This is a genomic window from Rhodococcus sp. P4_B6 (assembly GCF_056402215.1).
Genome location: NZ_JBFUHV010000078.1, coordinates 1 through 19,123, shown reverse-complemented (window position 1 = coordinate 19,123; position 19,123 = coordinate 1). Strand labels below are relative to the sequence as shown.

The 19,123-nt window shown below is 61.2% G+C and carries 21 protein-coding genes and 2 pseudogenes; 17 read left to right on the top strand and 6 right to left on the bottom strand.

Features of this window, described 5'->3' with window-relative positions:
- Positions 1-49: 49 nt before the first annotated feature.
- Together pyk and AC1DWT_RS29605 are read left to right on the top strand one after the other, a co-directional pair.
- Positions 50-1,528 carry a pyruvate kinase gene (pyk, locus tag AC1DWT_RS29610; protein ID WP_241031355.1) on the top strand — a complete coding sequence of 493 codons (1,479 nt, stop codon included), beginning with the start codon at positions 50-52 and terminating at the stop codon, positions 1,526-1,528.
- Positions 1,529-1,548: 20 nt separating this feature from the next.
- Positions 1,549-1,911, top strand: a complete 363-nt coding sequence (locus AC1DWT_RS29605) for a WhiB family transcriptional regulator (protein ID WP_477923329.1) — start codon at positions 1,549-1,551, stop codon at positions 1,909-1,911.
- Positions 1,912-1,930: 19 nt separating this feature from the next.
- On the opposite strand, the pseudogene AC1DWT_RS29600 reads toward AC1DWT_RS29605, so the two are convergent.
- Positions 1,931-2,047, bottom strand: a pseudogene (locus AC1DWT_RS29600) (universal stress protein); the annotation flags it as partial.
- Between the two features lie 126 nt (positions 2,048-2,173).
- Here AC1DWT_RS29600 and AC1DWT_RS29595 point away from each other — a divergent pair.
- From AC1DWT_RS29595 to AC1DWT_RS29565, 7 genes are all read left to right on the top strand, one after another.
- Positions 2,174-2,656 carry an RrF2 family transcriptional regulator gene (locus tag AC1DWT_RS29595; protein WP_072951377.1) on the top strand — a complete coding sequence of 161 codons (483 nt, stop codon included), beginning with the start codon at positions 2,174-2,176 and terminating at the stop codon, positions 2,654-2,656.
- A gap of 69 nt (positions 2,657-2,725) precedes the next feature.
- Entirely contained in the window at positions 2,726-3,946 is a 1,221-nt protein-coding gene (locus AC1DWT_RS29590) for an NAD(P)/FAD-dependent oxidoreductase (RefSeq protein ID WP_072951375.1), read from the top strand.
- A gap of 89 nt (positions 3,947-4,035) precedes the next feature.
- On the top strand, positions 4,036-4,458 hold the full coding sequence (sdhC, locus tag AC1DWT_RS29585) for a succinate dehydrogenase, cytochrome b556 subunit (RefSeq protein WP_083395731.1): 423 nt from the start codon (positions 4,036-4,038) through the stop codon (positions 4,456-4,458).
- 14 nt (positions 4,459-4,472) lie between these two features.
- Positions 4,473-4,922, top strand: coding sequence for a succinate dehydrogenase/fumarate reductase transmembrane subunit (locus tag AC1DWT_RS29580; protein ID WP_477923326.1), 450 nt, complete (start codon positions 4,473-4,475; stop codon positions 4,920-4,922).
- A gap of 128 nt (positions 4,923-5,050) precedes the next feature.
- Complete coding sequence (locus AC1DWT_RS29575; RefSeq protein WP_095861835.1) at positions 5,051-5,494, top strand: hypothetical protein; 444 nt, start codon at positions 5,051-5,053, stop codon at positions 5,492-5,494.
- 141 nt (positions 5,495-5,635) lie between these two features.
- Positions 5,636-6,580: a LysR family transcriptional regulator gene (locus tag AC1DWT_RS29570; protein ID WP_477923324.1), complete on the top strand. Its 945-nt coding sequence runs from the start codon at positions 5,636-5,638 to the stop codon at positions 6,578-6,580.
- A gap of 329 nt (positions 6,581-6,909) precedes the next feature.
- Positions 6,910-7,722 (top strand): SDR family NAD(P)-dependent oxidoreductase, encoded by an 813-nt coding sequence (locus AC1DWT_RS29565; RefSeq protein WP_072951366.1) that lies wholly within the window; start codon positions 6,910-6,912, stop codon positions 7,720-7,722.
- Here AC1DWT_RS29565 and AC1DWT_RS29560 read toward each other — a convergent pair.
- Positions 7,693-8,541: a helix-turn-helix transcriptional regulator gene (locus tag AC1DWT_RS29560; RefSeq protein ID WP_477923322.1), complete on the bottom strand. Its 849-nt coding sequence runs from the start codon at positions 8,539-8,541 to the stop codon at positions 7,693-7,695. The two genes, AC1DWT_RS29565 and AC1DWT_RS29560, sit on opposite strands and share 30 nt — an antisense overlap.
- Between AC1DWT_RS29560 and AC1DWT_RS29555 the strand changes: the two genes are divergently transcribed.
- From AC1DWT_RS29555 to AC1DWT_RS29520, 8 genes and pseudogenes are all read left to right on the top strand, one after another.
- Positions 8,540-9,754: a zinc-binding dehydrogenase gene (locus tag AC1DWT_RS29555; RefSeq protein WP_477923320.1), complete on the top strand. Its 1,215-nt coding sequence runs from the start codon at positions 8,540-8,542 to the stop codon at positions 9,752-9,754. The genes AC1DWT_RS29560 and AC1DWT_RS29555 overlap by 2 nt on opposite strands.
- 94 nt (positions 9,755-9,848) lie before the next feature.
- On the top strand, positions 9,849-11,015 hold the full coding sequence (locus tag AC1DWT_RS29550) for an LLM class flavin-dependent oxidoreductase (RefSeq protein ID WP_095862656.1): 1,167 nt from the start codon (positions 9,849-9,851) through the stop codon (positions 11,013-11,015).
- A gap of 4 nt (positions 11,016-11,019) precedes the next feature.
- Positions 11,020-11,532, top strand: a complete 513-nt coding sequence (locus AC1DWT_RS29545) for a flavin reductase family protein (RefSeq protein ID WP_477923317.1) — start codon at positions 11,020-11,022, stop codon at positions 11,530-11,532.
- Positions 11,529-11,846, top strand: coding sequence for a hypothetical protein (locus AC1DWT_RS29540; protein ID WP_378689502.1), 318 nt, complete (start codon positions 11,529-11,531; stop codon positions 11,844-11,846). Before AC1DWT_RS29545 ends, AC1DWT_RS29540 begins: the two co-directional genes overlap by 4 nt.
- A 52-nt stretch (positions 11,847-11,898) precedes the next feature.
- Positions 11,899-13,116, top strand: a complete 1,218-nt coding sequence (ribB, locus tag AC1DWT_RS29535) for a 3,4-dihydroxy-2-butanone-4-phosphate synthase (protein ID WP_072936844.1) — start codon at positions 11,899-11,901, stop codon at positions 13,114-13,116.
- A 199-nt stretch (positions 13,117-13,315) separates the two neighbouring features.
- Positions 13,316-13,627, top strand: coding sequence for a DUF3263 domain-containing protein (locus AC1DWT_RS29530; RefSeq protein WP_241031354.1), 312 nt, complete (start codon positions 13,316-13,318; stop codon positions 13,625-13,627).
- A gap of 181 nt (positions 13,628-13,808) precedes the next feature.
- Entirely contained in the window at positions 13,809-14,054 is a 246-nt protein-coding gene (locus tag AC1DWT_RS29525) for a hypothetical protein (protein ID WP_072936846.1), read from the top strand.
- A 179-nt stretch (positions 14,055-14,233) separates the two neighbouring features.
- Positions 14,234-15,167 (top strand): annotated as a pseudogene (locus AC1DWT_RS29520) (transposase).
- Between the two features lie 243 nt (positions 15,168-15,410).
- On the opposite strand, the gene AC1DWT_RS29515 reads toward AC1DWT_RS29520, so the two are convergent.
- From AC1DWT_RS29515 to AC1DWT_RS29500, 4 genes are all read right to left on the bottom strand, one after another.
- A complete protein-coding gene (locus tag AC1DWT_RS29515) occupies positions 15,411-16,649 on the bottom strand; it encodes an NAD(P)/FAD-dependent oxidoreductase (protein WP_477923314.1) in 1,239 nt (412 codons plus the stop codon).
- A 2-nt stretch (positions 16,650-16,651) separates the two neighbouring features.
- A complete protein-coding gene (locus AC1DWT_RS29510; RefSeq protein WP_072936848.1) occupies positions 16,652-16,978 on the bottom strand; it encodes a 2Fe-2S iron-sulfur cluster-binding protein in 327 nt (108 codons plus the stop codon).
- A gap of 77 nt (positions 16,979-17,055) precedes the next feature.
- The gene (locus tag AC1DWT_RS29505; RefSeq protein WP_477923313.1) at positions 17,056-18,261 is read right to left on the bottom strand and encodes a cytochrome P450; all 1,206 of its coding nucleotides are present in this window, start codon (positions 18,259-18,261) and stop codon (positions 17,056-17,058) included.
- Between the two features lie 394 nt (positions 18,262-18,655).
- Positions 18,656-19,123, bottom strand: a 468-nt coding sequence (locus AC1DWT_RS29500) for a WS/DGAT domain-containing protein (RefSeq protein WP_477923311.1), incomplete at its 5' end; no start/stop codon positions are given.

Sequence of the window (19,123 nt, the reverse complement as noted above, 5' to 3'; positions counted from 1 at the left end):
GAACCTGTCGAGTCACACAACCACTCTCAACTCAGCCGCGAGGAGCCACATGCCCACCATCGATCTCGAACGGTCCGCGTCACACACCGCACAGCCCGGTCTGCTCAGCACGTCCCGGCGCACGAAGATCGTATGCACACTTGGACCTGCTACCGCCACCGGTGACCGTATTCGCGAACTCGTCGAAAGCGGTATGGACGTGGCGCGGCTGAACTTCAGCCACGGCGAACACGCCGATCACGAGGAGAACTACACACGCGTGAGGGCGGCCTCGGACGCGACGGGCAAGGCGGTCGGTGTCCTGGCCGACCTGCAGGGCCCGAAGATCCGGCTGGGCCGGTTCGCGGAGGGKCGCACCACGTGGGCCAACGGTGAGGAGGTGCGGATCACCGTCGACGAGTGCGAGGGCACCCACGACCGGGTCTCGACCACCTACAAGCAGTTGGCGGAGGACGCCAAGCCGGGCGAYCGGCTGCTGGTCGACGACGGCAAGGTCGGTCTCGTCGTCTCCGGTGTGGAGGGCAACGACGTGATCTGCCGGGTCACCGAGGGCGGCCCGGTCAGCAACAACAAGGGTGTGTCGCTGCCGGGGATGAACGTGTCGGTTCCGGCGCTGTCGGAGAAGGACATCGCGGACCTGGAGTTCGCGCTCGGGTTGGGTGTCGACTTCATCGCGTTGTCGTTCGTGCGGTCCCCGGCCGATGTGGAGCTGGTGCACGCGGTGATGGACCGGGTCGGGCGGCGGATCCCGGTGATCGCGAAGCTGGAGAAGCCGGAGGCGATCGACAATCTCGAGGCGATCGTGCTGGCGTTCGACGCGGTGATGGTCGCCCGCGGTGACCTGGGGGTGGAGTTGCCGCTCGAGCAGGTGCCGCTGGTGCAGAAGCGGGCCATTCAGATCGCCCGGGAGAAYGCGAAGCCGGTGATCGTGGCCACGCAGATGCTGGAGTCGATGATCGAGAATTCGCGGCCGACCCGCGCGGAGGCGTCGGATGTCGCGAACGCGGTCCTCGACGGTGCGGACGCGGTGATGCTGTCCGGTGAGACGTCGGTGGGKAAGTACGTGATGGAGACGGTGCGCACGATGGCGCGGATCGTGGAGGCGGTGGAGAACGAGTCCACCCAGGTGCCGCCGCTSACGCACGTGCCGCGCACCAAGCGGGGTGTGATCTCGTACGCGGCCCGCGACATCGGGGAGCGSCTGGATGCGAAGGCGYTGGTGGCGTTCACGCAGTCCGGGGACACGGTGCGSCGGTTGGCGCGGTTGCACACGCCGTTGCCGTTGCTGGCGTTCACCCCGTTGCCGGAGGTGCGCAGCCAATTGTCGCTGACGTGGGGGACGGAGACGTTCATCGTCGATCCGGTGGACAGCACGGATGCGATGGTGCGGCAGGTCGACAACGCGTTGCTGGGGTTGGGCCGGTACCAGAAGGGTGAACTGGTGGTCATCGTGGCGGGGTCGCCGCCCGGCACCGTAGGCTCGACCAACCTGATCCACGTCCACAGAATCGGCGAAGACGACCACTAGGCGTCGGAAACGACTATCCCATGCCATCTTTGACACTCACCGTTCGACTGCTGACACCCCACTCCGATCTCTGGGACTGGCAGACCCGCGCGCTGTGCCGCACCACCCGTGCGGACGTCTTCTTCGGGCCGGACAGCGAAAGCAGAGCAACGCGAATTCGCCGGGAGAGGCAGGCGCAGGAACTCTGCCGGAGTTGCCCGGTCCGAAACGAATGCCTACGCCACGCGCTCGACGTCGGCGAACCCTACGGCGTCTGGGGCGGGATGACCGAATCGGATCGGCGATTCGGCCTCGATCGGCCCCAACTGGATCCGCAGGCGAACCGCAAGCCGGCCAAGAGACTTCGCATCTCACCGCGGCACCCTCGCCCCGGAAGGCAGTGACTGGGCCGACCACGGTGGGTCAGCCTTCGACCGCGAGCACGGGTGCGGGACTGTCGAGCAGAATGCGCTGTTCGATGCTGCCGAGCAGGAGTTTCCCGAGGGGGGATCGGTGCCGGATCTCGATGACGACGAGGTGTACGTCTACCGACGCGTGGCGATTGTGTCAGCTACCTGCTCCACCACAGCTGGCGCCAACTCAGGCCCACACTGGCCGAGTTGTGGCGTCTTGACGCCTGGTATCTAGATATTTAGTATCTAGGTTATGCGGATGTCGCGAGGTGTCGAGTGGGCGATGCACGTTGTGCTGTCGCTGGCATGGGTGGATGACGATCGTCCGGTGTCGACTGCTGTGCTCGCACGCAGCTACGACCTACCGGCGCCGTACCTGAACAAACAGTTGCAGGCGCTCGTGCGCGCAGGGATTTTGACCTCCGTGCCCGGTGCCGCAGGTGGATTCGTGTTGACCCGCTCGGCCAAGCACATCAGTGTCCTGGACGTCGTCACCGCTATCGAGGGTGCCGAGGAGGCATTTCGGTGCACCGAGATCCGCGCCCAGGGCGTCGGTGCAGACATGCCGCCCGGCCAGCTGTCGATGCCGTGCGCGGTGTCGATGGCGATGCGGAAGGCGGATCTGGCGTGGCGGCGGGAGTTGGCCGGTCAGAGCGTCGACGACGTGCGAGTAGAAGCTGAACGACACGCGCCTGGACTCGCCGAACGAATGCGCCAGGCGTACGACCGGGGCTGATCGCAGGCGCCGCTGGTAGTTCCGAATCGTCCGTCCTACGTGGGCGGCTCACGCACAAGGAGAATCTAGATGTCAAATGTCCTGATTATTGGAGGCGGATTCGCAGGGGTCTGGGCGGCGGCGAGCGCCGCCCGGCTGCGACGCGATGCGGGCGTGCCGCGGAACGACCTTACGATCACACTGGTCGATGCTGGTGACGACCATGTCATCAGGCCCCGCCTCTACGAGCGGGAGCCGGAGAACAAGCGCTGCTCCCTCGATGGGCTGCTCGGCCCCATCGGAGTGGAGCGGGTCGCGGCCACGATCACATCCATCGATACCACCACCAACCAGGTTCACGGGATCACCCGAACCGGTGATACCACGTCGCTGAGCTACGACCGTTTGGTGCTGGCCACGGGCAGCCAACTCGTCACCCCCACCATTCCCGGTTCCCAACATCTCTTCGACATCGACACGCTCGGTGCCGCCACCTATCTCGACGGACACCTGCGTAGTCTGCCCGCATGCCCGGACTCGGAGGGCCGATACACGGTCGTCGTGATCGGGGCAGGATTCACCGGGCTCGAGATCGCCACCGAACTCACCGATCGACTCCGCGAGATCGCCGCGGATGCGCCGATCCGGGTGATCTTGCTCGATCGCGGCGACGTCGTCGGATCCGGGCTCGGTGAGGGACCGCGTCCGGCGATCCTCGACGCACTCGACACCCTCGGGGTCGAAGTCCGTCTCGGCGTGGATGTGACCTCGATCGACGCGCACGGGGTGGAGCTCGCCGACGGCGACCGGATCGCCGCGAACACTGTGATCTGGACGGCGGGCATGCAGGCCAGCCCCTTGACAGCGCACATCTCCGGAGAACGAGATCGCCTCGGCCGTCTCACCGTCGATGAGCATCTGAAGGTGGCCGGTCTCGCGGACGTGTTCGCCGCGGGAGATACCGCCGCCGCGCATGCCGACCCTGGCCACGTCGTGATGCAGAGCTGCCAGCACGCGTTGCCGCAGGGAAAGTTCGTCGGGCACAACGCTGTCGCCGATCTGCTCGGCCAAGATCTCGTGCCGTTTGCTCCCGCCTCTTATGTCACGTGCCTTGCTCTTGGACCGGCCGGGGCAGTCTTCGCTTCCGGGTGGGACCGACAGGTGCAGATGACAGGCGCAGAGGGAGCGGCGGTGAAGAAGTCGATCAACACCGTTGCGATCTATCCGCCCGTCGGTGATCCGGAGGCTCTGCTGTCGCTGGCGGTCCCGGACGGTACCTGGCGATCGGCCGAACTTGCGGCTCTCACCTGAGAATTGCCCACACGACGCGGATGCCGGGAATGCCCCACTGCGTCGGTGGCGCTCGTCAGACATTGAAGGTTCGGTCTCGAGGAGGCAAGATGGATGACTCTGTACCCTGCGAAGTTCTGCGAGTTGACCGGTCGCCGACCCGAACCGGTCTTGCCCGCAGCACGTTCTATCGGGGCGGGTTGTCGATGTGGGCGTGGGTGGCGCAACGAGTCAGTGGGATGGTGATTTACGTCTTCCTGTTGGTGCACGTGGCGGACAACCTGATGTTGCGGGTCTCGCCCGCCGCCTACGACGAGGTGATCGGCACCTACAAGACCCTGGTGATGGGTATCGGCGAAATCGGACTGGTCGCCGCCATCCTCGGACACGGGTTCAACGGGATCCGCATCGTCCTTCTCGATTTCTGGGCAAAGGGCATCGACAAGTCCCGCTGGATGCTGTGGACCGTGATCGTGTTGTGGGTGCTGGTGATGGTGCCGTTCGTCATTCGACATCTGAGCCACTATCTGTGAAAGGCGAACTAACGATGGATGAGACAGCGAACATCGCTGCTATAACCGCCGAGCCGAGACGCTCGAGTTTCGAGAAGTACGCCTGGCTGTTCATGCGGTTGTCTGGAGCTGTGCTGCTGGTGTTGGTTCTGGTGCACGTGTATGTCAATGTGGTGGCCGGCGACGGGGTGTTCAAGGTCGACTTCGCTTTCGTGGCAGGAAAGTGGGCGAGCCCGTTCTGGCAACTGTGGGATTTCCTGATCCTGCTGTTGGCGGTCCTGCACGGCACGAATGGGGTGCGGGTCATCATTGCCGACTATGCGGCGCGGCCGGCGCTGCGGTTCTGGCTGAACACAATGGTCACGGCGGCAGCAGCACTGATGTTGGTCGCCGGGACATTGACCATTTTCACGTTCGACCCGTGTCCTGGTGCGGTCGGGGATCTGCCCTCGTTCTGTCCGGTACCGGCAGCACCGTCACACTAGGAGTGGATCATCATGTCTTTGGGACTCTTCTTCGAAGCCGTTCTCGCCGTGGCGGCGGTATTCATAGTGTGGTTCACAGTTTTCGTTCTTCGGCAGCTCGTCCGGAATCGACTGGGACGGTGAGTGGGGTGAACAAAAGATTGGTGGCGATGGGATCGGCGATTGTTGTCGGCGCCGGGCTGCTCGCGTTGGGTGCAACGGCCGTGGCGATGGTCGCGACCGGGACGATTCCGGGCATCGCGGTGGGGGTGGCGCTGACCGTGTTCGGCGGTGTCATCGGAGTGTTGACAGCCAGCCAGATCCGATTCGGCCGCACCGCCGACATCATGCTCGCAAAGATGGTTGCTCAACAAGACTATCGAGGATACCCAGAGCTGGCACGCAGTCCCTCCGGTCGTGTGCTGCCCGCCGCGACCAGTGAATATCTTGCCCGATGCCGGGCGGGTGTCGCCGCTCGCCCCGATGACTGGCGGGAGTGGTTCCTCCTGGCCGGGGGGTACGAGATCGCACGGGACCACCGGAACGCGGTGCTCGCGTTGGCTCGAGCATCCGCACTCCAGAAGTCGGACTGAAACGCCGTGCGATCTTGACCGAACTGCGACGCGAATTGGGCGCAAGTTTCGATACGGGATAAGCGAGTATGGCAAGAGCCACACGCGCAAGTAGAGTTCAAAGATACTCCGCGTATCGACTACTGAATCGGAGAGCGTCCGATGCCTGACTACACGCTTCGTCAGATGACTTACTTCAAAGCCGTGGCCGAGTCAGGATCGATCTCAGGCGCTGCGGACCGCCTACACGTGTCTCCGACAGCTCTGTCCGCCGCGATCACCGAACTAGAGCGAATCTTGAAAAGTCAGCTCATGGTTCGTCGCAAAGCTCATGGTGTGAGTCTCACTCCAACAGGAAACTTCGTTTACAGCCGGGCTGTCGAGTTGCTGGACCTCGCAGATGAGGTACAGCTGGGTGCGGCAAATTGTGGAACCCAACTCGTGGGACCACTGGTCATCGGGTGCTACTTCTCACTCGCGCCGCGAATTCTGCCGGGTCTCCTCGAAGGCTTTGGCGCGCTTCACCCTGACGTCGACATCGCCTTTGTCGAGTCCACTCAGGACGAGGTACAACGTCGACTGTTGGCTGGTGAACTCGACATCGCAATTGTCTACGATGTCGATCTCGGCGACGGATTGTCTTCCGCAGACCTGTACCGCACGTACGGAAAAGTCCTCCTGCCCGGTCTGCATCGGCTCGCTGATCAAGAGACCGTCACGCTGGCAGAGCTCGAGGATGACCCGTTGGTCCTGCTCGATTCAGCACCAAGCAGCGAATACACCCTGTCACTATTTCGCGACGCATTCGTGGATCCCACTATCCGATACCGTGTCGCCGATTATGAACTTGCCCGATCTCTCGTTGGGCGGAGGATGGGATATTCGATCGTCGTCCAGACGCCGGTCGCCAGCGTCTCGGTGGAGGGCCGGCCCCTCCTGGTCAAGTCAATCACGCCAGCGGTGTCTCCCGTCTCGGTAAAAGTCGTGTGGCCTCGAGACGTACGACTCAGCGATCGAGCGCAAGCGATGATCGACTTCGCAGCTTCTTCTTGCGGCGCAGATGATCTCGATGGTGTCGCCACCGTCGACGACATCCGCCCGACTTGAGGGTACGCCCGAGAGGTTGATGTAGCGTTCGCGGAATGTGTCGGCGAGGACGTGACCAGAAGATGATGTCCCACTGAACATCCACCGGAAGTCGGGCGTCGTCGGCATCGAGCTCAGATCACCCCGCCGTACTGAGACAGATGCGCTATTTGCGCGGAATTGTCCACCTTAGTGCACTTTAACGCCGACGACGCGCTGGCTACATTAAGTCGTAGACACAGGTAACGGTTGTCGCCTAGATCGTCCGGAGGCGATCCGTCTTCGATGCGGGTCAGCTGACGCTGCGGTCCACGATCGGCAAATCCTCGAATGCACAGCAAAGGAGAGATATGAGCCTCACAGGGAACATCGCAGTCGTGACTGGGGGAGCAGCAGGGATCGGTTACGCGATCGTCGAGGCGCTCCTCGAGCAAGGAGCGTCCGTAATGATCTTCGATCTGAATGGAATCGTGGCTGCCGAGGCAGCGGCCTCATTGTCGAAGCAGTACAAGGGCAGAGTGGCATCGTGTCCGGGTAGTGTGACATCCACGTCCGACCTGGACGCCGCGTTCGATTCTGCCGAAGGTCTATTCGGACCTGTTGACGTCCTCATCAACAATGCCGGATTCTCAACCATAGCGCCGTTGATGCATTTGACTGAGGAGGATTGGACAAGGGTCCTGAGTGTGTTGACTACCGGACCCTTCCTCGGCACAAAAATATTGGCAAATCGTGCGGTAAAGCATGGTATCCCAGCTAATGTCGTGAATACATCATCGCTGAACTACAAAGCAGCGACCAATGGGTTGGCGCACTACTGCACTGCGAAAGCCGGCGTCAGTCAGTTTACGAAGGTCGCCGCGTCAGAACTCGGGCAGTATGGGATTCGGGTCAACGCAGTGGCGCCAGGACTGGTACGGACAAATCTCACGGAATCGGCTGGATTGACAACCGGGCTGAGTGGGCAACGGTTCCTGGAGAGGACCCCACTCGGGCGTGTAGGAGAGCCTCGTGACGTCGCGAAAGTCGTCGCCTTCCTGGTGTCGTCAGATGCCGGGTGGATCACAGGGCAGACGATCTCCGTTGATGGTGGAAACGAAATTCGGGGCCTCCACAGCTACTGGGACACGGCCTTAGAGCAGGCGGCCCTCGATGGCGTCTGATCGTGACTCGGGAATCGGGAGCGGCGCGAACTCGCGACTAGACTCCTGCTGATTCAGTGAAAGTTCTTCCTCGAGTACCAGTTTTACCAGCTCGGCACGATTGCGGACGGAAAGCAGCGCGAAGATTCTGCTTGCATACTTCTTGACGGTGTCGAGGCTCAATGTCAGTATCGCTGCTACTTCTTCGTTGGTACTCCCATCCGCAATCAGCTCGACCACTTCAATCTGTCGAGCAGTGAGACCCTCCCTCCATGACCGCAATCTCGTGGTCGGAAGCGCCCGCGCGAGCAGGGAAAGTTGACGAGCCAATAGTCCCAAGGCGTATATCTCCTGCGAGTCAGGTTTCTGCTCTTCAGAATCGAACAGTCCGACTAAAGCATGGGCGCCATGAGATAGATCAAGGTGCATCAAAGATGCGCTACGGAGGTGGTTGCGATAAAGGAAACCGGTGAGATACTCAGACGGACCAGAATCCAAATTTCTGAGCTGGCGAGCGTTGATTGCCGGGTGCCGTCTCAGCAGAGCTTGTGATTGTGGAGTGGCGAAGACGTCTTTGGTATGCCAACGCTCTTGGTATTCGTCCAGCGCAGCACCCGTGGTACGGCCAGTCGTCACCGGCTTCGGATCAGAGAACGCGGAGCTAAAGGTATGCCCAGTCCAGAAAGTCGTGTTGGGGCAACGGTAGTACCGATGTAGTGACTCCATCAACTGAAATTTGAACGAATCCAGCGTGGCACTCCGTGAGCATGATTCGAGTATTGCGAAGATTCGCTCGTATTCAGAACTGGGAAGCGCCAATGGCCGACGGGGCGAAGACATGGTCGAACTCCTGGTAGTTGTGATGCGAACTACTCTGCTCCACCGCCGGCGGTATGGCAAGCGGACCTGGGCGATGAAGCGCCGGCTGAACGGACCGCGGTGCGAGGAACAACTTGATGTGCGCAAAGTACGGCAATCCGGCGATGTGCTCGGGATACCTGGGATCAAACAGAAGGGATATGAGATGCGGGCATGGGTCTATCACGGCAATCAAGATCTAAGGATAGAGGATGTGCCAGAACCGATTCCCGGTCCGGGGGAAGTCAGGGTGCGAATTGCATACAACGGCATCTGCGGGTCCGACTTGCACGAGATATTCAATGGCCCGATGTTTACCCCACTCGAGACGGCGCACCCGACGACCGGCCATCGAGGACCTGTCGTGCTCGGGCACGAAGCGTCAGGAATCGTCGACGCAGTAGGGTCGGGCGACATCGATGTCGAAGTGGGCCAACGAGTCGCAATCGAACCGGTTTTTCGTGTGCCAGGCGACGATGCGAACTACAACCTCGACGCGGCCTTCTACGGTCTCTCGCTCAACGGATTCTTGGCGGACTGCGCCGTCGTGCCCCGAGGAGCACTCCACGTCCTGCCTGACGAGGTAAGCCTGATGGACGGCGCACTCTCGGAGCCGATCGCGGTCGCCTGGCGCGCGGTTGAGCGGGCTGATCTCAGCGTTGACGACAGCGTGGTGGTCTTCGGCGGAGGGCCCATTGGCATTGCCGCAGCGTTGAGTCTCCGTGCGAAGAAGATCAACCGGATCGTCATCGTGGAACCAGCTCAACGTCGGAGGAGCGTCGTGAGAGGCATGGGCTTCGACACTCTCGATCCAACATCCGCTGACTTCCGGGACAATCTGGCATCACTTGCAGGCTCAGGAGTTCAGGCGTGCATCAACGCCGCCGGCGTTGCGCCGGTGATGGCGCAAGCGATTGACATACTCGCTCCAGGCGGCAAGCTGATGGTGGTTGCCACGCACCTGGAACCGGTGCCGATCGACCTCAACCAACTCCTCATGGCAGAGAAGACAATTCTCACCTCGATCGGATACCGCGACGACTTCCCGAATGTCATCGAACAGCAGGCGCGAGGCGCATTTCCGACGAGCAGCTGGGTTGAGACAGTGCCTTTTGACGCACTGGTCGAGACTGGGCTGAGTCGGTTGAGAACAGGCGAGGCAATCAAGACCCTCATCGAGGTCAACGGCGGATAGTCCCCGCACTATCAGTGCGGTGACATCGGACATCGATGTCATGACATTGCAGAAATTCATCAGAACCTAAGAGAAATCCCTACAGGAGGCAATCATGGCCAAACTCCGCTTCGGTTACTTCATCGCTCCCGTCCATGCGCCGGGCCAGAACCCCACGGCAGCTCTCGAACGCGATCTGCAATTCGTGGAACACCTAGACATGCTGGGATACGACGAAGTGTGGTTCGGCGAGCACCATTCTGCCGGCAGTGAGATCATCGCATCTCCGGAGATCATGATTGCAGCGGCGGCACAACGCGCGCCGCGCATTCACTTCGGAACCGGAGTGACTTCGTTGTCATATCACAATCCACTATGGGCGGCCGATCGGATCATGCTGCTCGATCATCTCACTCGGGGCAGGACAATCTTTGGAGTAGGACCGGGCTCTCTCCCAACTGATTCGGCGATGATTGGTCTGGATCCGACGGAAACGCGGGAACTTCTGCAGGAGAACTTGGACATCGTGGTTCGCCTGCTGCGGGGGGAGACCGTGTCCGCAAAGACGCGTACACATGAACTGTTCGATGCCAAGCTTCAACTTTCGCCATTCTCTGCTGACGGAATCGGCATCACTGTAGCCGCGGTCGCCTCTCCCACTGGTGCCCGGCTCGCCGGCAGATACGGACTGGGGCTGCTTTCGATCGGTGCAACTCTGTCGGCGGACGGCTTCAATGCTCTTGCCCATCACTGGGATATCGTGGAAGAGCGAGCGGACGCCAACTCGGCAACCGTTGATCGGCGCAACTGGAGCCTTTGTTCGCCATTCCATATCGCAGAAACCGAAGAAGAAGCACGCCGACAGGTCGCGTATGGCATCGAGCACTGGTTCGAATACTTCCAGCACGTCGCCGCCTTCCCTCAGATGGCCGTGAACGGAAGCGAGGTGAACGAGATGATCGACTTCATCAACCGATCGGGCATTGGCGTCATCGGAACCGCCGAACAGGCACGGATCCAGGTTCAGCGACTGTGGGACCAGTCCGGTGGATTCGGAAGCTTGCTGCAGCTGGGCCACGACTGGGCGAATCCCCAAGACACCAAGAGTTCTGCGGAGCTGTTCGCTCGAGATGTCTTCCCCCATTTTCAGGGGCAGTATCAGTCGACTGTCGATGCCGCGAATCGTGCGCGTGCAGTCCGCACAGGGCATGCGGAGGCCCAGCTCGACGCCGTTGAGCATATGCGTCTGAAGTACGCCCAGGAACTAGCCGAGAAAGCGTGACATCATGACAAATCGTACAGTCGATCCGCTAGAAGTAATCTTCCGCGATGCGATGGCTCACGTGTGCACCCCGGTCGCAGTCATCACTGCCCTCGACGGCGAGCGTCCGCACGGAACAACGGTCAACGCCTTCATGTCACTGTCGATGACACCTCCGATGGTCCTGATTGCTCTTGACGATCGTTCCGATCTACTCGAACTGATCCGTGCTACAGGCAGATTTGCGGTCAACGTGTTGAATTCGGAACAAGGCGATCTGGCCGTGTCGTTCGCGAAGAAGGGTCCGAGCAAGTTCGACGGAGTCGAGTGGAGTCGAGTCCGGGCGTTGCCAAGGATCGAGGATTGTCCGGTGTGGATTGCCTGCGTCGCCGAAGAGCTCGTGTCTGGAGGCGATCACACAATAGTTACCGGATCCGTCGAGGCGGTGGAAACCCGTGCCTCGAGTCCGTTGACCTATCACGACCGCACGTTCGGTACCCATGCGATCTCCGAGTCCCGACTTGAAGAGAGCGCATGATGTTCATCGAACTTTCGTTGGGATTCGTCGCCTTGCGAGAATTTGATGATCTTTCTCGTCTCCACGTCCAGGCACCCCCAGAAATGACGTTGGAGAGTATCGACTCTTCACTGAGAGCTGCCAACCTCGGCCGAATCGATGACCTGGGTACGGCGATCACGATCAGTGAACTTCGAGCTCGCATCAACGAGGTCTGGGCTCCGCTTTCCCCAGCGTTCGACAAGATGATCGCCTACGCGACAGACAAGGGTTGGGTGTCGAGCGACGGTCGCGATCTTCGCGCGCACATCATCAGGAAGGAATCGAAGATGTAGCTCGGGTTTACGCACTGGCATCGTTCGAGAAACTGAAGGTTCTGGGAAGAAAATGAAAGTCGATACAGCAGAACGCGCGATCACTGCGATCGCGCGTGGGAATATGGTGGTGGTCCTCGATGACAAGGATCGCGAGAACGAAGCTGACCTGATTATGGCTGCCGAGTTTGCCGATACCGATGCCATTGCGTTTTACCTGCAACACACGTCTGGATTTCTTTGTACCGCAATAACTGAGGACCGATCGCACTCTCTTCATCTCCCCATGATGGTAGAGAACAACACCGAGAGCCATCGAACCGCATTTCTCGACAGCGTCGATGCCGCCAGAGGGATCACCACCGGCATCAGCGCCGCGGACCGTGCAGCCACCATCCGCTTGCTGTCAGACCCCTTGACGGTCGCCGGGGACCTCGCTCGTCCCGGGCATGTTATGCCTCTGCAGGCAAGAAGCGGCGGCGTCCTGGCACGCGCCGGGCATACCGAGGCAGGCGTCGACCTATGCAAGCTTGCCGGAATCCAGCCGGCCGCACTAATTTGCGAGCTCATAACGGCGGACAGAAGGGAGATGCTGCGTGGTGACGATGCTATTGCATTCGCACGGGAGCATAATCTCGCTGTAGTCACTATTGCCGACCTGATTGCCACTCGCGAGCGAGCAGAAGCCAAGTTGCATCGCACTGGAAGAGCGACTGTGCCGACTCCCTATGGAACATTCACGGCAGTGGCCTATCGCGCGAAGAACAACGTAGAGCACCTTGCGTTGGTGCTGGGCGATGTCAACAGTGGCGTTGCGGTGCCGGTCCGGGTCCACAGTGAGTGCATGACCGGTGACCTCTTTGGTTCGTTTCGGTGCGATTGTGGAGACCAACTAGAGGCGTCATTGACACTCATTGGCCGTCGCGGTTCGGGGGTCGTGATCTACATGAATGGCCACGAGGGTAGGGGAATCGGACTCGGTAGAAAATTGCAGGCGTATCAGATGCAAGAGGAGCAGCAACTCGATACTGTCGATGCCAACACGGCCCTCGGCTGTCCGGTCGACAATCGGGACTATGCTTCCGCCGCATCGATCATCGTCGACCTCGGAATCGAATCCGTCGCGCTCATGACCAACAACCCGGATAAATCTGAACAACTAGCTGCTCTCGGAGTGGTGATCTCATCACTGATACCGCTGCAGACGCAGCCGACGAGGTTCAACATTTCCTACCTGGTGGCCAAGCGGGATCGTTTGCGGCACATTCTCGACCTGCCCGCGTCAACCTGAGGGCAGCTGGCCTTTCGAAGTCATTGTGCGATCGGGTTCCCTACTTGGTCATCGGGGCTGAGTCCGATCACTCCCTAGCTCCAATTGTCGCAATACTGGCTGATCTGTGGACGATTGGCCGCAAGCATCGTCCGATCCCGCGCGCAGTCAAACGGGTGAGTGCGCCGGGGTCGGGCATCCCTTCACCCGCGGAGAACCGATGGATACCTACGATCAGGCGCTGCTCGACTTCGCTCTGCGGTGGAGCTTCTATGGTGGCGGTGACGATTATGTCTTCACGGAGTTCGGAATATCGCCGGCGACGTTCTACCAACGTGTGTTGGTGTTGGTGGAGAAGCGGTTCTCCACGTTTCTCGACACGCGATCGAAGGAGCACCTACGCCGGCACTGCACCGAGAAGCTACTCTCGATGGAGGGCCAGCTCATGCCTCTGGAACATCATCTGCCGTCTGAGTCGCAGGCCCTCTGCGCGGGGAGCATGCGGGAGTGCGATGTGGGAGAGGCTTCTTGACGGCCACGGCACTATCGCCGGCTCTTCCGTAGTCCTCGCAGTGGACAGAGCTCGCTGCGTAATCGTCCTCGGCCTCGATGATGGATCGAAGCCAACCCGCGGGAGGTCAACGACCTGTGTCGTGGAGGAGCGCCGTGTCCAACCTGCGAATGGACGGATCAAGAAACTCAGGCAGGAATAGATGTGGAACAGGCACAACGACAATGACATTCTCGACTTCGCGCTTCTCTGGGAGCCTCTTGGCGGACCTGGTCCCGACAATGTCGCAGCCGCCTTCGCCATCGATGTCCGTGAGTACCACGTGCGACTCGGCGGTGCTGCCAAATCCCAGTTGGCCAGACTTCAGCAAGGCATCACGTCTCCCGAGCGCATCTATGGGCTGTCCACCATTGCAGCGTTTGATCGGGATCTCCGCACTGATGGGTGATAAGACCTGAACTGGCTTGTGGCTCCGGAAACGATCGCTCCGTAAACGTGGAATCAGCAACGCCGATTTGGTGCCGTTCGACGGCGAGTTCCATTGCAGTCCGGCAGACCTCTGAGTAGCAGTCGCCCAATGTCATTGGTTCGACACGCCCAGCCGCTGCTTGGCGGGAAGGATCGATGATGACCGAAACACTGGATCCCATGGCAGCGACCGAGGTGGATCAGAATCAGTTGGCCGAGCAACTCATGGCCCAGGCCAAGGAGCAGGGGGTGGATTTGATGGGCTCAGACGGGCTATTGAATCAGCTCACCAAGACACTGATTCCTCGTTCACCCCGCAGATCGTCAAGAAGTTTCAACGTCGGCTGACCGGTATCGGTGAGATCGTATCACCCTTGACAGCACAGGGTTTAGCTACCGGCGAGGTCTCTGCCCACTTCCAGGATATTTGCGGAGCGACCGTGTCGAAGGGCGCCATCTCGCGCATCAGCGACAAGGTCGTCGGCGAGATGGGCGAGTGGTAGAACCGGCCGTTGTTCCCCAGCACGCGGGAGGGGCCCCCAGTCGCGATCGGGGTCACCGTCAACGGCGAACGCGACATTGCCCGATGCCATCAACGCGGTGTGGGAACTCGCAGTGGTGCAGACGTGCATTATTCATCTGATACACAACACCGTTCGGATCGACGCCGGACAGTACTGGGATGAGATGGCGCGTGATCTCAGACCCGTCTACACGGGACCGTCCGAGTCTGCGGCGAAGGAACGATTCGGTGAATTCGCTGCGAAGTGGGGCGAGCGTTATCCGGCGATCGTACGGATGTGGGGGAACGCGTGGACAGAGAACGCGGCCGTTCCTGGACTATGACGTCGAGATCAGGCGAGTCATCTGCTCGACAAACGCAATCGAGTCGGTCAACGCCCGTTACAGGCGTGCGATAAGGGCTCGTGGACACTTCCCGACCGAGCAAGCAGCCCTGACATGTCTGTATCTCGCCACACGGGCTCTGGACCCCACCGGGAAGGGTAAGGCACGATGGGTGATGAGGTGGAAGCCAGCGCTCAACGCGTTCGCAATCACCTTCGAAGGCCGCATCACCCCGAACGGTAACTAACCGACGCAGAGGTCGGATCCAACCTTGATTGGACACTCCCAGTTGCCTGTTGTCGTCTGCATTGCCGGTGTTGTTCGTGCCACGGGCGTCGACCCTGTCGGCGCCCATTTCCGGAGGGGTCGGGAGAACCATTGAAGAATTGGTCGCAACCCCCGTGGTCTATGGTTCATGATCTCATTGAAAATAACTGCAACAGTCTGTAATTCAGAGCGCCCTCGGGCCGGCGTTCAGATCGCGGATAGATTAGCAGCTCGTGGGTTCGCGTGCGACGAAATGTTTGAGGTCGAATCCGTCTGCGGTGACCTCGGCGGGGGTGGGTGTAGTTCCTTTGGCCAGTGCCTTGCGGGCCGCTATGTGCACAGCTGGGTTGTTGAGTGATTCGACGCAGGTCAGTTTGTCCTGGCGAAACCGGTATACGGAGAATCGCCCGGAGTGCGGGTCACCGTGCGGGATGCAGAGGTCGTCGGCGTTGCCGATGCCGGCTATCTGTAGCTTTATCCGGCCCTGGTTGCTCCAGAACCAGGGCAGTGACGAATATTCGGTGGGGGATCCTGTCAGTGTGCGGGCCAGAGTCCGGGCATGGTCGACCGCGTTCTGCACGGATTCACGGCGAGTCGGCGTGCCGGCGTGCGGGCAGGGGAACTCGGCGCAGTCTCCGATCGCCCAGATGTGCTCGTCATTGGTGCGGAGGAACGCGTCGACGAGGATGCCGCCGTATTCTGTGGCCAGTCCTGCGGTGGTGGCGACCTCGGTCGCGGGTTCGACGCCGATGCCGACGACGACCAGATCCGCCGGGTAGCGCCGACCGTTCTGGCCGAGGACGGCGGACACCTGAGTGCCGTCGCCGTCGAATGCGGTGATGGATTCGCCGAGGACCAGGCGAATACCATCCGCGGCGTGGGTGTCGGCCACGACCTGTGACATGTCGGCGGAGACGGCGCGTGCCATCGGCCGGAAGTGGTGCTCGATGACCGTCACGCCGAGGCCCCGGGCCCGGGCGGCGGCGGCGAACTCGAGCCCGATGAACCCGGCGCCGACGACTGCCACGGTGCGTGCGGTGGCCAAGGCGTCGTGCAGGCGCGAGGCGTCGTCGGCGGTGCGTAGGTAGTGGATTCCGCTGAGGTTGGTTCCGGGGACGGCCAGGAGCCGGTTACGTGCCCCTGTGGCCAGTACCAACTCGGAGTAGCGCAGGTTCTCGCCGTTCGACAAGTGCACCGTGCCGGCCGTGCGGTCGATGTCGAGTACGGAGGTGGCCTCGATGAGGGTGATGTCGTGGTCGGTGAGGAACTGGTGTGTCTTGAGCGGCAGCGGTTCGGGGGGCGCGGCCTGCGCGAGGTGATCCTTGGACAGCGGCGGCCGTTGATACGGAAGCCCTGCCTCGGCGTTGACCAGAGTGATCGCGGCGGTGAAGTCGTTATGTCGAAGTGATTCGGCGAGTTGGGTTCCGGCGTGGCCTGCGCCGACGATGACGATGTGTTCCATGCTCAGACCTGGCTCTCGGGGAGGTCGACCTCGATGTCGGTGAGTGCGTCGGTGATCGTGATCTGGCAGCCGAGGCGCGAGCGGGTGTCGTCGCGGTCGGTGGCGGTGCAGTCGAGCATCTCGTCCTCGTCTTCACCCATCGCGGGCAGTGCCTCGAGGTAGGGCTCGCGTACGTAGACGTGGCAGGTGGCGCACATCGCCTGTCCGCCGCATTCGCCGACGATCCCGGTGATTCCATGGGTGACGGCGGCGCGCATGACGGAGGTGCCCGGTTCGACGTCGAGGACGTCGGTCTGTCCGCCGGGATGGTGAAACGTGATCTTGGACATCGAAAATGCCTTTCAGTTGTCCCAGGTGACGGGAAGGGTGATCAGTCCGCGGAACACCCGAGTGCGAAGTGGGTGAACTACGCTCCCCACCGGACCGGAAGAGACGTCATTCCGCGAAAGACCCATCCCGCGGCTGTGGCAGGGTTGTTCTCGTCGAGTCGCAGTCCGGGAAGTGCCTCGAATAGTTGTGGAAGAGCAATGCCGGCTACCGCCGCGCGGGCCACCCAGGCGCCCGCGCAGAAGTGGTTTCCTCCACCGAATGCGAGGTGGGGTTGCTTGGCGCGATTGATGTCGTAATCCTCCGGGTCGTCGAAGACGGCGGGGTCCCGGTTCGCTGCACCGACGGCCACACCGAGACGCGCACCTTTCGGAAGTGAGATGCCCTCGAGGACTGTCGCGCAGGTGGTTTCACGTGGATACATGCCGATCGGAGCCACCCATCGTACGGCTTCGTCGAACACCATCGAATACGACGACGGGTCCGCCAGCACCTGGGCCAACTGATCAAGGCGCGACAGCAATGCCCAGACGGCCACTCCGAGTACGTCGCGTGGCTCGTTGAGACCACCGCCGATGGTCATCTTCATGTTCGCGCGGATTGCGTCCATCGGGATCGGAAGTTCGGCCATCTTCGACAGCAAGCTGGAGTCGGGATGCTTCCGTAGGTAGGGCAGAATCTCGTCGATCGCGTCGTCGACTTCATCGAAGCTCTGATCCGAGCGGGCCCACACGTCGGAATCGTTAGCATAATTGCCAGTTCCATCCATCATCGTCTGCGACCATCGCTGCATGTCTTCCTGGGTCGCATTGTAAAAACCCATCACTTGCCGAAGGTTTTCCGCCGCGTATGGTGCACAGTATTCCCACACCAGATCGGCTCCTGGTCCCGCGGCCTTCAGCCGGCTCAGGTACTTCTCGCTGTTTTGTAAGAAGATGGCATTCCACGTGTCCTTGATTGCGCGCGGCCGGAGGACGCCACCATATGATCGGCGATCGACATCGTGTTCGGGATCGTCCTTTCGCAGCATCGAATGGCCCATCGCGCGCTTCATCAGAGAGTCCGTCTCATCTGCGGAGAAAGTCGCTTGGTCGTTTTCGATGATGTGACACGCGTGATATCCAGTCACCATGTACCGGTTGACTTCCGGCACCCAATGTATGGGCGATTCCTCGCGCATGCGCCGGTAGATCGGGAACGGATCCTGATGCAAGTCGGAAATCGTGACCCAGTCGGCAGTGGGGGCTGCATCTGCGCGCCTCAGCTTGTCGGAAATTACTGTCACCGAAGCTCCTTTGTTCGTAGGGCGCATCCGTCGTTTGACTGGCGTGCGCCGACTTCCAAAGTATGAGCGGGAGAGCATATGCGGGGAAAGTTCACATATCCTCCGTATATCCACCGGATTATGGAGGAAGGTGGTAATACGTGGTCACCGATGCGCGCGCTCTCGGCGTCGGCAGTCGCCCCGGTGTCAATTCGTTGGGGGTGGAAAACCATGCAAGCTTCGCCACCCAGGGCGTTCGACGCTTACGCCAATTACTCGAGATGGTGTGGTGGGTCGCCGCAGCGGAGGCGGTGTCAGCCGTGCGTTGTCTACGGCCGGACGCCGCGCAGGTGCCGGACTGCCCGATGCGGTGGTCGATCGCAGTTGCGGTGGTGACCGCCACTGCGAATTCGCGTCACAGTCCGACAGCGGTTTCGAGGAGATCGAGTTCGGCGTCGAGGTGATCGAGCATGGGATGCAGATCCGGGACGGTGCGGCGGCAGCCGGTGAGGCCGAAGACGATCTGGTCGTCGCTGCTCGTGCAGGTGATGTTGAGTGCCTGCCCGGTGGTGGGGATCGACAGCGGGTAGAGGGATTCGAGGCGGGCGCCGTTCCAGTACAACGGGGTTCGGGGACCGGCGACGTTGGAGATGACGACGTTGAACGGCGGACGCAGCGGCCCCCGCCGGCCGAGGAACATCTCGACTCCGAGCGGGGCGGCGCCGAGGGCGCTCATCGCGAGCACCTGGGCGGGGCTCATCGCCTGCAGCGCGGCCTTGCCCTCGTTCATGCAGTTGCGCACCGTCTCGAGGCGGTGCGCGGGGTCGGGAAGGTGGGTGGCCAGGTTGCACATGAGCACTCCCACCCGGTTGCCTCCGGGAGT